At 59.2% G+C, this 12,666-nt stretch carries 11 protein-coding genes; 5 read left to right on the top strand and 6 right to left on the bottom strand.

Annotation, left to right across the window (positions count from 1 at the left end; all coding sequences use genetic code 11):
- Positions 1–122: 122 nt before the first annotated feature.
- Positions 123–725 (bottom strand): general stress protein, encoded by a 603-nt coding sequence (locus tag EN780_RS00600; protein WP_128271547.1) that lies wholly within the window; start codon positions 723–725, stop codon positions 123–125.
- A 25-nt stretch (positions 726–750) separates the two neighbouring features.
- Positions 751–1,500, bottom strand: a complete 750-nt coding sequence (locus EN780_RS00595) for a DUF4142 domain-containing protein (RefSeq protein ID WP_128271545.1) — start codon at positions 1,498–1,500, stop codon at positions 751–753.
- 169 nt (positions 1,501–1,669) lie between these two features.
- On the opposite strand from EN780_RS00595, the gene EN780_RS00590 reads away from it, so the two are divergent.
- Positions 1,670–2,308, top strand: coding sequence for a hypothetical protein (locus EN780_RS00590; RefSeq protein ID WP_128271593.1), 639 nt, complete (start codon positions 1,670–1,672; stop codon positions 2,306–2,308).
- A 15-nt stretch (positions 2,309–2,323) separates the two neighbouring features.
- Here the strand turns inward: EN780_RS00590 and EN780_RS00585 are convergent, their stop codons facing one another.
- A complete protein-coding gene (locus EN780_RS00585) occupies positions 2,324–3,826 on the bottom strand; it encodes a PAS domain S-box protein (RefSeq protein WP_189556319.1) in 1,503 nt (500 codons plus the stop codon).
- A gap of 523 nt (positions 3,827–4,349) precedes the next feature.
- On the opposite strand from EN780_RS00585, the gene EN780_RS00580 reads away from it, so the two are divergent.
- Complete coding sequence (locus EN780_RS00580; RefSeq protein WP_128271541.1) at positions 4,350–4,814, top strand: YidB family protein; 465 nt, start codon at positions 4,350–4,352, stop codon at positions 4,812–4,814.
- A 92-nt stretch (positions 4,815–4,906) separates the two neighbouring features.
- On the opposite strand, the gene EN780_RS00575 is transcribed toward EN780_RS00580, so the two are convergent.
- From EN780_RS00575 to EN780_RS00565, 3 genes are all read right to left on the bottom strand, one after another.
- Entirely contained in the window at positions 4,907–6,271 is a 1,365-nt protein-coding gene (locus EN780_RS00575) for a hypothetical protein (protein WP_128271539.1), read from the bottom strand.
- A gap of 40 nt (positions 6,272–6,311) precedes the next feature.
- Positions 6,312–7,502 (bottom strand): MFS transporter, encoded by a 1,191-nt coding sequence (locus EN780_RS00570; RefSeq protein WP_189556317.1) that lies wholly within the window; start codon positions 7,500–7,502, stop codon positions 6,312–6,314.
- 106 nt (positions 7,503–7,608) lie between these two features.
- Positions 7,609–8,499 (bottom strand): helix-turn-helix transcriptional regulator, encoded by an 891-nt coding sequence (locus tag EN780_RS00565; protein ID WP_245499833.1) that lies wholly within the window; start codon positions 8,497–8,499, stop codon positions 7,609–7,611.
- Positions 8,500–8,766: 267 nt separating this feature from the next.
- Here EN780_RS00565 and EN780_RS00560 point away from each other — a divergent pair, with 267 nt between their 5' ends.
- The 3 genes from EN780_RS00560 to EN780_RS00545 form a co-directional block, all read left to right on the top strand.
- A complete protein-coding gene (locus EN780_RS00560) occupies positions 8,767–9,753 on the top strand; it encodes a class I SAM-dependent methyltransferase (protein WP_128271535.1) in 987 nt (328 codons plus the stop codon).
- 130 nt (positions 9,754–9,883) lie between these two features.
- Complete coding sequence (locus EN780_RS00555) at positions 9,884–10,825, top strand: LysR family transcriptional regulator (RefSeq protein WP_128271533.1); 942 nt, start codon at positions 9,884–9,886, stop codon at positions 10,823–10,825.
- Positions 10,826–11,596: 771 nt separating this feature from the next.
- Positions 11,597–12,666 (top strand): DUF6600 domain-containing protein (locus tag EN780_RS00545; protein ID WP_348631232.1); only part of this gene is annotated, 1,070 nt, incomplete at its 3' end.

Genomic DNA, 12,666 nt, shown 5'->3' with positions numbered 1-12,666 from the left:
CCCGCTATTCCTGCGTGAGGTTGCCTTAGATGTTCCTGATGAGCAGACAATCAAAAAATTTCGGATGCCTCGTGCGCCCGGCAAGAAAAAGCCCCGTCGTGTATTCGACGGGGCCTCATTTTTTAGAGTGGCGTGGTCCGGCGAACGCGATCGCGTTCGGCCTCGATGTCATCATAGGGCTCCGCGGTCGCGTCGAAACCCGTCCACCCGCTGGCCTCGTAAGCGCTTCGCCGCTCGTCGAGGTTGGCGGCACGCTCGCCTCGCAGGATGCGTTCAGCCTCGCCGGTGAGCCGATCGTCGACTTTGGCCGTCACGAGACTGCCGCCGCGGCGAACGCCCTCGGCATAGACATGAGCATCGCGTTCAGGAACGCCGGACTCTGTCAGCGCGCCCACAATTCCGCCGGCGGCTCCGCCGACCACCGCGCCGCCCACCGCGCCAACTGCCGTAGCAGCTAGCCAGCCGGCCGCCACCACAGGCCCAACACCGGGTATGGCCATGATTCCGAGCCCGGTAAGGAGGCCGCCCGCGCCGCCCACGAGCGCTCCCAGGCCCGCGCCGGCGGCGGCATCGTCGCCGGCTTCCGAGGTCTCATCCCGATACCAATTGTCGGAATTGTTCGCCACGATGCTGATGTCGTCTCTCGGCACGCCAATCGCTTCCAGCTCGCTTACTGCGTCGGACGCGTCCTGATAGTCATCGAAAAGTCCGGTGACAGTCGTCATGTTTCACTCCATCGTCTGAGTTCGGTTATTGAGCGCCGGCAACCACGTTGCCTTTGAAATCGAGCGCTACGGCTACCTGCTTTCCGTCTTTCTCGGCGGTGCCGCGCCAGATGCCCTGGTCGTCCTTTGTCAATGTGCTGACATTGGCGAAGCCGGCATCCTGGATCCGTGATTTCGCCTGGGCTTCCGTAAAGCTGTTCGCTCCAGGCACCGGAGCAGATACGTTCTGGTCTGTGTCTGTCGCCGCGGGTGCGGTGCTGGTCGTTGCCGTATTGTCGGTTTTGCCGGAGGCAATCTTTTCGATCATCTCCTGATGCATCTTGAGTGTCGGCAACGTCTGCTGTGCGAATGCCTTGAGATCCGCGTTGTCGCCGTCGGCCGCATAGTCCTGGAACAGCTTGACCGCGTCGGCGTGCGCGTCTTGCTGCATCTTCACGTAAGACTGGTCGGGTGCCCCGTTCGTGGATCTCAACGCCTCGAGGTCATTCTTGTGATTGGCGTCCGTGTCAGCCGGAACCTGCAATTTCTGCTCGCCGGCGATCGACTGCAGTTTGGCGTTGGCGGCGCCGTGATCGGTAATCATTTTCAGGGCAAAGTCGTTGATGGCCTGATCTTCCGCCTTGCCCTGGACGATCTTGCTGGACTCGACTTCGAAGATCCCACCTTGCGCGGCCTTGTTGACGAAATCCTGCGCCTTTTCGGCACTGAGCGCCGGATGGGCAAAACCCAGTCCGACCGCCGTGCAGAGCGCAGCCGATAGCAAATGAAGTTTCATGGATATCCTCCAACGCACAGAATTGTGCCTGGAAGACAAACAGAGGGGCGCAGCGTTTGTTCCAACAATCGGTGACACCCCGCACTGAAAAATTGGCGTCCCGAGCTTCGCGTCTGCACATGCACTGGCGTCGGTAGTGTCTGCAGCCCGGACGCCCTATGTTTCCAGCATGCCCGCGCGCCGAAAAATCGACCCGACCTCAAAATTGATCGCCGAGTGGCCGCTGTCGCCGGCCGCGACCCTGGGATCGTCCATGCGGGCGAGGGGCATTTTCCTTGAGATCCGCGCGCGTCTGCCGCCTGCGCTCAGAAACTTGCTGCATATCGAATCCCGGGTGCTGACCTTGCGACTGCCGGAGGCCTCTGAGGCAGATGTCGATGCGGCAACGGCGATCGTGTCCAAAGCGATGCAGGACATCGAAGACCTGCCGGTGATCCCGCGCGAAGTCGAGGACATCCTGACGATTTCGTCTGGCGAGCGTCACCGCTGGCTCAAGGCCGGACGTTTGCAGAGCGCCGGGACCAGGACGGTCAAGCTTCGCGGCCGCGCCAGGAAGATCACATTCCACGTGTTCGACCCGCGGCACATCGAAGATGTGCTTGACCGTGACCTGGTCACTGTCTGGCGTGACGAAGATGCGGCGGCAGCCGCGGAGAACCGGCGACGGGCCGCCGCCAAGGCGGCAATCAAGCGTGCGCAGAAGAGGGGGCGTGAGGCTCCCCATTCCGCCGGGAGTGGCGGAGACGAAAGCTCGAAGGCCAAACTGCGCGGTTGGGAAGACTTTGAGAGCGATGGGCTGCTGCGCTGACAAGCGACTCGGTCATCATGCCGAGAATCTTTCAATATCGATCGTGATCTCAAGGACAATTCCGGCGGAGCCCCAATCTCGCACGACTCCGCCAAGCTCACTCGCGGCGGCGCGTACCAAGCGGCTCCCGAAACCTTCGTCTTCGGTTGCGACTGGAGGTGGTCCTCCTACCTCTCTCCACCGGACAGTCACCTTACCGTCCCGACTGGAGCATGCGATTTCTATTGAGCCGGCGGCCGCCGAGAGGCTGCCATGTTTGGCAGCGTTGGTGGCGAATTCGTGTAGCAAGAGAGAAAGCGGCGTGATCATCGCTGAAGGCACCGGCATATCGATGCCACTGATCGCGAAGCGGGGATGCTCGTCAGCTCCATGGCGGTATGGCGCGAGGATTGCGGCGATCAATGCATGTAGGCTCGTCGCGACCTGAACAGAGGGGCCAGTCGAAGGGAGCATCGTCAGCGCATGCGCCCGCGCGAGGGCGCCGAGCCGGTCAGAAACGGTGGAGGCGAGCGCGGCCGGCGTTTCAGCGGCTGACGCGCTCAAATTGACGATGGAGCTTGCGATGGCAAAAAGATTCTTCACGCGGTGGTCCATCTCGCGAAGCAGCAGCTCCCGCTGCTCTTGCGCGCGCAGCCGCTCGGAAATGTCACGGCCGATCTTGGAGACACCGATAATTGCGCCAGACGTATCCGCGATCGGGGAAGCGGTCAAAGAGATCGGAATGCTGCTGCCATCCTTGCGCATGCGAACGGTCTCGAAATGCTCGACATGTTCTCCATTGCGAATGCGCGCCAGGATCTTTCGCTCCTCATTCTGGCGATCGGGCGGTATCAGCAACATGAGCGGACGTCCGACAATTTCCTTGCGGCCGTAGCCGTAGATACCCTCGGCGCCGTTGTTCCAGTCCGTAACGATGCCATCCATATCGATCGCGATGATTGCGTCATCCGAGGATTCGACCAGTGCGCTCAGTCGCGCTGCCGTTGTTTCCGCTCGCATCCGTTCCATCGCAAACCCGAGCTGACGGGCAATAGTCAACGCAAGTTCGCGTTCACGATCGGCGAAGCGATGGGGTGCTGGATAGTAGACCATGAACTTGCCGATGAGCTCGCGGGAGCTGGCAAGCGGGATAAAGGCCAGCGCTTCGATTCCCTCGCCAAGGACCCTGTCGATGAGTTGCCGAGATTCACCGCTGAGACGAATATCCTCGACAAAGATTGGCTCGGCATTGTGGTCCCCGCGCGTCCACGGCGTGTGGCCGTTAACTGCCTCGCGGTATTCTTCAGAGAGTGAGCGCCACGCGACGAAGCTCATGACGCCGTGGCTGTCAAATCTCAGAATCGAGGCGCGCGACGAACCGAGCGCGTCGCATATGGCATCGAGTGCTGCATCGTAGATCTCGCCAAGGCCGTTGGCTCGGTATAGTCGGTCGGTGAGGCGAAAGAGGACGGCTTGCTCTCTGACAATTTCGCCGTCGGCTGGCTCATGCTGGCCTCGCCCCATGGCCGCATCACTCATGGCCCCGTGCCCCATGGCTCTATCCCACGGATGGCTCGATTGAAGTTCGACCAAGTCCTCGACCAAACCACCTAACGCAGCACCCGCTCCCCAAGTTCTTGGACTGCCGGTTGCGACCGCAACCATGCCAAACAATATGCGCCTTGCGCAGTTTCGCAATAGGGACTTCGGGCCTGACGTGGATTGGTACCGTCAGTCGTTATCGCTTGCTTGGACCCCGGGACTGACTTCGACATCCGACGACTTGCAGGACGCTGAGGCAGGACGGCTCAAGGTTGGTGATCGATACAGGAACAAATCGGATTGGACCGGGTTCAGCAACAATGCCCGGAGATCGACGCGAGAAGCTGGCCGAATTGCTGCGCCGCCAAATTGCGAGGGAGGCGGTGCGGCGGTATCTGCGTGGGCGTCTTCCAACCTGTGATAATGACCAATGTTCCGCGACTCGGATTTTGCTAGCGGTCAGACAGACGGAACCTTTGCGAGCACGAAACCTTCTCCCTGTGATCCAAGGGAGGAAACCATGGCAAATCTGGGAAGACTGGCTGTCGCAGTGCTTGGCATTCTAGCCTATCAAAATCGCGAGAAGATCGGAGACTTGATCCGAGGAAATCGCGATCCAAACAACCCGCAGGGAGGGCTCTTGGATCAGTTATCCAAGGGCGTGTCCGGCACGGCGCTTGGGGACATCCTCGAGCGCTTCAGAAATGCAGGAGCCGGGTCGAAGGTGGATTCGTGGGTTAGCACCGGACCCAATCAGCCGATCGAACCAAAGGACGTGGAGACCGCAATCGACGAGGACACGCTCACGTCTCTTTCGATGCAGACTGGTCTGTCACGCGACGAGCTGATTGCCAGGATCACCAAAGATTTGCCTGAAGCGGTCGACAAGCTGACGCCAGACGGCCAATTGCCGGCAGCAAACCCGACACAAGAGACAGGCAAGATTACACTCCTCGATCAGGTGCCGCCAGGCACCCCCGAGTAGGTGCTGCCGCCCCCGGTCATAAGGCCTTAAGAGGGGCGCACGGTCCTGCCCGTCCCAGGGATAAACGTGATGTCCTGCGCCTATTGCTCTGCTTAGGAAAAGGCCCATTCCGCATCAGTGGGTGAGATCGCCTGCTCGCCCAACTGTCTGCTAAGCTCTTGCCACGACGCGTCCGAAGAAAAACTGGTCATACTTCCACAGGCTTTTGCGAAGGGAATTTTTCCGAGCCGGTCCATGATGGTATCGCTGGACACGGCCATGTCTCCGTTTCGAAAAACGTCCAAGAGATCGTCATCGCACTCAATTACTCGGTGTCCCCAAGCGCCAGGTAGATCATCCGCGACGAGAGCCTCCCGCAGATCGGCATCCACGCCCGCAGCCTCAAGTGCGCGGCAGACTACATAGCGCATCAACGGGTAGTAGACCGGCTGATGACTGCCTCCGAGCGCGCGGGCGCCCGGCAGGACCGACACGACCAGAAACATGAGAAGGAGATTCGGAATTAGACTGCGGTCGGCCAACCGCTCGATGATTTCGGCAGCCTCGAAGCGAACCATATTCAATCCTGTTGCCGGATTGACGAGTTCGCCAGCGACCAGTCGCAGTGGCAGGCGCCTGCCGTTTTGATAGAACCAGAAGAAGTCGGTACCGCGCGCGAGCCAGCCACTCCAGGGGCCGTCTGCAAGCCTGTCGATCTCTGCAAGCATATTCAACGCGAACCTTGGGTCTTCCAGCAGCCTCGTACGCAGCCAGGAATTCTCTTCCGACAGATGGTTCGCCACAAGGTCGGCAATATCCTCGTCGTCGATCTGCAAGAAGGTAAAGCGGCTTCCAAACAGCTTCGGCCACAGGCTGCAATTGGCTTCCTTTATGGCATGTGCCGGCCGTTCGAATTGGCCCTTCGGCAGAAGATTGTGAAGCACCGCAAGCGCCTCTGGCTCCGCGCCTTGTTCCGCTGGCACCAGTTCGAACCGATAGGCTCCGGGCCCCGTCAGAAGGCTGTACCCGATCATGCGGCTTCGTGGGAGGCCGAAGACGTTGATCGGCGTCTGATCAACTGTGAGCCAGCCCGGCCCCTTGCGAGCCCTTTCAACGAGGCTCACCGTGGAAACGGCATAGGACAGGTAGGTAGAGCAGCCATGCGCCGAGAGGCCCAGGAGGCTAAGGACGTGAGTGTAGTAAGCCTCCGGGTCCATCAGGAGCAGCAGGTGAGGACCCGTCTGCAAAACGCGACGCTCTTCAAATTCCCTGCAGATTTCTGCGACCGCGTCGATCGGCAATCCATTTCGCTTCCCCGCGTTTTTGATCGCGTCGAGCAGCTTGGCCAGAGCGTATTGCCGACTTTCAGGCATGGTTGTCGAAACTGGGGCCTCGTACAGCCTGGCTGCGTAGTCGCGGATCGGACGGGAATAGTAGTGTTGCATCCACGGGTAGAGTGTCGCCAGCGATCTAAGCACAGCCTGTTTCGCTCCTGCGGCTCCTGCTAGCTCATACACGTCATGGATCCCCCTCTTGCCGAGCGGCGTTGCTCAAGGCAGCAACGCCGAAGAGAAGCACCACAGCGAAACCGAGGAAAATCGTCGACGGAAAGGCCTGGTCTCCCAAAACGGTCGCGATGCAGAAAATGACAAACCCAAGCCCGACTGCGAGGCTGTGCATGGCACCTTTGGCCCTGCCCAAGGCCTTATCGGGTACACGCGACTGCAGTGTGACCTCGACGCTGACCCGGCCCAGATTGTAGAGAAACCCAAGCGCGGCAAACATGGTCAATGTCCAGGGCACGCGCAAGGGTACCAGCGCCATCAGCGCGAGCGCGGTTAAGCCTAAAACCATGAGGTGCAATGTATGAGGACTTATCGTTCCTGTCAGCCGACTGAGCAGTGCCGCTCCGATCAGAGAACCCGCCGACCAGGCTGCCTCGACGCGACCGAAGTCCGCGGCGGTGCCCTTCTGTTCTACGAAAACGAAGCTAGATCCCATCACGCTGACCAACACCGCGCCTCCATATAGGAGCGCGTAGACGGCGAAGAGACGAACCAGGCGCCCGTCAATTTTGAGAACAAGCCCGTTGACTTTGCGTCCGCCAGACGCCGAGCCGCCACGAATGCAGGACAAGCTTCCCGCCGAAACAAGAAAACATGCGGCAAGGAGGACGAACACCAGGGTAGCGGAATGGTCCTTTGGCAACGCACCAACGAGCAGCGCTGCCGCCAGACATCCGAACTGCGTGACGAAGAAGACAACGGAATTTGAAGCTGTCAGATCGCCTCCCGCTACGAGAGGGATCATTGACTGCGAACTCGTAAGTGCAACTCTGTCACATAGCGCAAAGGGAATCGCTGAACACCAGATCGCTGGTAACAAGTCCAGATAGGGAAGCGCGCAGGCTGCGGCGAGCATGACGGCAAAGCGACTGACGTCCGCTGCGATATTCAGCAGTCGTCTGTCAAACCGATCCGCCATTGCGCCAGCCAGGGGGCTCGCGACAAATTCCACAAGGCTGACGATCGCGAGCAACGTCGCGACACTCGCGCTTCCATACCCTGCTTCGACGAGGGTCCATGAGCATGCGATGTAGTAGCCGTTTCGTCCGACAGACGCGGACAACGCACTGGCCAGGAAGCCAATGAAGGCGCGGGGCTCACGGAGCGTTCCTTTGGCATAATGAAACCGAACTTCGCGTGACATCGGCAGCCCACCCATCCATTGGCCGCATGTCATGCCACTCCGGCGATGTCTGATTTAACGGGATGCCGAGCCTTTCAATTCCTTGCTGAAATAAAAGGGGTCCGGGCTAGATCCTGGACTTGCGCCGAAACTCTATCGGGTTCGTGCCAAAGGCGCGTTTGAACGCGGTCGTGAGGTGGCTTGAGCTTGCGAAGCCGCATTCCATCGCGATTTTTGTCGCCGACAAATCCGTCGATCGCAACATCTCCGCGGACTGTACCAATCGGCGCTGCGCGATGAACGCATGCGGCGTCATTCCAGTCGACTGCTTGAACGCCCTGCCGAAATGAAAACGGCTGATACCTAGCTCTTTTGCTAGATCGGCCAGCGTGGGTTTGGCGTCTGGGGATGGCTCCATCATTCCCACGACGCGCTTGAGATCGAAAGTCGAGAGACCGCCTTTTGCCAGCTTGCGGCCGGTTCGGTTCAACCTGACCATTTGCACGAACAATTGCGTGACCTGGCTCTCCACCATCGTCGTGCTTATTGGATCAGGAAACCTGAGCTCGGCGGCTATTCTCTGCAACGCCACTTCTATGGTGTTGTCACGGAATCCGATCCACGGGGGCAGTCCCGCCCGGCGGTAGGATGCAAATCCTTCGAAGGTCTCATCTGCGAACTCCTGCGCGATGGACACGAGCAGGTATGAGGCGATTGCGTCACCCTCATCCCAACCAGTCCATTCGCTGTCGGCGGGGATGTAGATAATCGAACCGGGCCGCCTGGCCGAGAAAGAAACCCGGCGACCGTCGACGAAGTCTTCTCCGCGCCGGGCGGCACCCTTCAAGTTCATCAAGAACATATGCCGGGGGTGGGCAATTCTCGTTTCTTGCCGCTCTAAACCCGTTCTCTTAATTACGTCTGCGCGTATGTTCCCCCAGCTCTCATATTGGTGAACAAGGGTTTGGTGCCGCGAACGGCGGAATGTGGTCGGGTCGAGGCAAAAAATATCCGCCAATCGAAGCGACTCCTTCGGTGACTACTCAACCTCCTGTTTGTGCCTAACCATAGGTTGTTGGACAACTCACAAATAATTCAGAGTTGTCGGTTGATGTGGCGCGAGCGAAAAAATCGCAATTCGATGGAAGCCGCTTCTACAAGGCCATTCTATTCCTCGCCTCCGCTAATACTCGACCACCAAGAATATTACTCGGCGCTAATCTTCGTGCCGTTGTCGAGTTGAGGCATCTCACCGATCACACGGGTAGTGGGGAGGCACAATTCGATGCGAGGACTCGACGACTTTCTGGCTGAATGCGACCGCGCCCCGCGGATCAACGAACTGTCAGGCTTTTTCGCGACGACGGCAGCCGGCGAAAGCGGAATGCCTACACGCAAGCCCGAGGTCGATTCCAGGCTTCTTCCGAACGATAACCTCATTCGCGACTTGATCGGCTTGCATGCGGCACGACAAGGCTTCTTCGATCAGCACTATCACAGCAGCATTCCCTACCGGTTGGAGGAGGAGTGCCGGATGGCTTACGGCGTGCTGAGATATGCACGAATTCGCGGTGCCCAACTGTCGTTATATAGCCTTGGCACAGCGGAGGGCACCATGGCGAGAACACTGTCGGAATTGTCCCGCGGGCAAATCCACAGCCTCTCCTGCAGTCCTAACGCGGAAAATTACAAGTGCTTCATGGCATATGGCGAACCGCCAGACGCCGAGTTCTTTGTCGGCCCGTTCCATCGACTGACCAAGGCCGTCCTCAATTCAAACGCCCGGTTGGGCAAATTCGCTTCCGGATTCGACATAATCCTCGAAGATACCACCTTTCAAATGTACTCGCCGAACAGACCCAAACAGATTGAGTTTGTGGCGCAGCATCTCAAGGAAGGAGGCATCTTCGTATTCCTCGAGAAATTTCGGGCGGTTGACGACAGCGACTATCAGCGCCGCGAGTACCAGAAGGATTTCGGCTTCAAGGCTCGCTACTTCCAGCAAGAGCAGATCGAGGCCAAGAAGACCGCGGTGCTGACCACGATGTTCAACAACGAGGTAACGCTTGAGGAGATGTCGCGCGCTGTAGGGACGCATTTCAAACACTGCGTCATGACCTGGAACAGCGGAAATTTCTGCAGCCTTGCGGCGAGCAACAGCCGGGAAAATCTTAACCTGTACGTCTCGCAGATGGCGGACCCGGCCATTCCACATGAGTATGTCTACGAAGCGGGCTTGTATCGAAGCCTGACGGATCATGCCGTCCCGTGAAATGTGCCTCGGCGAACTTCTTCAGCCGCGCGCACGGAGGGAACCTATTGACTGCCTCCTGCACCAACGAAGAGATGGGAACGCGTTGCGCCGAAACTGACACCATCCCCGTCGGCAAAGCGCCCGAGGCATGACGCCGAACGGCAACGCGTTGCGGCTACTGGCGTACGCCCTTGCAGCGGTCGATCATGGCAGCCTGAGGCGGGCGGCAAGGGCGATGAGGGTTCGAGAATCCTCCGTGAGCCGAAACATCGTCAAGCTCGAACAACACTTGGAAGTCCAATTGTTCGAACGCGATGTCCGCGGCGTTCGTTTGACGGAGCCGGGTCGAGCCTGGATCGATGTTGTGCGAGCTCACTACGAAGGATTGCTGGACGCTTTCGATGACCGTGTCGGAGACAAGGACGCAAAGACGCTCCGGATTGGATTGTGTTGTGTGAGGGGAGGAGAATTCCTAAGAGGCATCATCGCTCGCTTCGGCAGCCTCTACCCGGACGTGAGCTTTAGCATCGAGGATGTTCCCGCGGGGCGGTGGCTGTCAGCCATACGCCGCCGGCACCTCGACCTCGTGTTCACTCACGACTTTGGCGCCGTCCCTTCCTGTTGCAGCGAAGTGTTTTGGCACGAGCGCCTCTTCGTCCTCTTGCCGGCGTCTCACTCGCTCGTCGACAGGCCCGTGGTCGCATGGTCCGATCTTGCAGAAATGTGCTTGCTCGTTCCAGTCGGGCCAGAGGGGCCGCTATTCGACCTGCGACTGTTGGAGCGCATCGCAGCAACCGGCAGCCCGGCAGTGCAGACGTGCCGAGCGAACCAAGCGACGGTCGCTCTCAAGGTGCAACTGGGGGAGGGCTTTACTTTGGCCGAGGAAAGCTGTGCCAGGACGACCGCTATTGAATCCACGATGTGGAAACCGCTGGCAGGGCAAAACAGTGTCAGCTCAATCAGGGCTGTCTGGCTCGACTCGAATCCAAAGCGTTCTGTGCTCCGGTTGGTTGCTGTTGCCAGGAATAGGGCAGGGGATACGCCCAGCAATTCGGAAACAAATGCTGCTCGACCTGGGCGAAGCACATGAGCGGTGGTTCAGCCTCTGGCGAGAACGGCGGGCTGATGCGCGGCCTCAACCAAATCGGCCGCCGCCTGTTCAACCTGATCGGCTGCTTGGTCCAACTGTTCGAGCTTCTTGGCTAGCCGCTCGTGCAGCATCGAAAGCCGTGCTGCGTGGTAGATGGCGCTTCGCTTTCGGCCATCCATGTTGAGAGGTTCAAACAACATCGCGACTGCTCTCCTCAGTCGGCGGGACGGCCTTCGGCAGTCGCCCTCTGGCTGCGAGCCGTTGCCGGCTCCGCATACGAGCGCAAAGGGCGAGGCTAACCGCGAGCCCGCAGCTCTCGCCGACTATTGCCTTTGCCTGGTGGGGAGATTTTTCTGCTCGCTTCATGCGTTGCCTGGCGACCGCCTGTTCCAAAACCACAAGTTCAACCATACTGACGCATCCTCATGCCAGCGACCCCTTCCAAAAGAGAACCGCGGGGTACCCCTTTGGTTCCGGGCGCTGCAATGTGCGCCGATGCGGATGTCCTCGCCGGACTACGACAAGCTCATCATACAACTTGAGAGCCGACACCGCTCCAAGGTTTGAACCATGATTTGCTCTCGCGCTGCCCTTTCGAAGGTCAGATAGGGCTACCCGGGTTTGCAGCCTTCCCTCCCTCGCAGCAGCAAGGAGGCTGGCTAGGCCCGTTTCGGATGCAAGCCGTTGCACGAGCGGATACGGGCAAAGTGGAACAATCCGACAGCCGGCGGGTTTCAAAGATGAAGGGCGATCTGTTTCGGAGGAAACGGGATGAAACGCGTCCTTACTCAAAATGCGGTACGACTGATGCTGGGCGGCGTAGCCGCCTGTCTGCTCACCATCGTCGAGATTCCCAACCCGATTACGCCATTGTCGCTCGTGTCCGAGGCGCGGGCTGCCACAAACGTTTCGATCAGCACATTCTACCAGGACCTTTCTTCTCATGGTGACTGGGTTTCGTACCACGGAGCGGCCGTTTTCGTGCCGGCTGATGTACCTGACGATTGGCGTCCATATACCCTTGGACACTGGGTCTATACTGAGCAGTATGGCTGGCTCTGGGTATCCGACGAGCCATTCGGCTGGGCGACGTACCATTACGGCCGGTGGGGCTATGCCGACGACATCGGCTGGTACTGGGTCCCGGGCACTCGTTGGGCGCCAGCCTGGGTGAGTTGGCGTCGTGACAGGCAGCACCTGATCTGGGCTCCGCTGCCGCCGCGTCGTGATCCGGATTTGATTTCAATCGAGGTGACCTTCGACGCGACGCCGGATTTTTACTGGGTCGTTGTCCCCACACGCGAATTCCTTGCCGCGGACATTTCTGTCGTCGTTATCCGTGATGGGCCGGAATTTGTGCGCATTGTCGAGGCAGCCGAGCCGGTTGGCGATGTGACGATCCATAACAACGTGGTGATCAACAAAGTCATAGATGTTGATGTGATCGAGAAGGAGACGAACCAGGAGGTGACTGTCGTCAAGATCAGCAAGACCGACGCGCCCCAGCAGTCTGGCAAAATGGAAAACAATACGGTCAGGGTCTTTGAAGGCGAGGTGAAAGCCGATGCCGATGCCAAACCAGCTGAGATCAAAGATATCGAGGAGGTGAAGAAGGTTCAGGCTGGCCGGAAATCGAAGCCGACCAAAGGCGCCGCCACGACCGAACAGGTCGAGCCCGAGCAGGCGGCCAAGCCGCAGAAAAAGACGCAGGAACAGCCTGCGGCCGAGCAGCAGCAGGCCGAGCCCGAGCAGGCGGCAAAGCCGAAGAAAAAGGCCAAGGAGCAGCCCGCCGCCGAGCAGCAGCAGCAGGGCGAGCCCGAGCAGGCGGCAAAGTCGAAGAA

Source organism: Mesorhizobium sp. M4B.F.Ca.ET.089.01.1.1 (assembly GCF_004022605.1).
GTDB classification, from domain to species: Bacteria; Pseudomonadota; Alphaproteobacteria; order Rhizobiales; family Rhizobiaceae; genus Mesorhizobium; species Mesorhizobium abyssinicae.
This window is presented reverse-complemented; position numbering and strand designations above follow the sequence as displayed.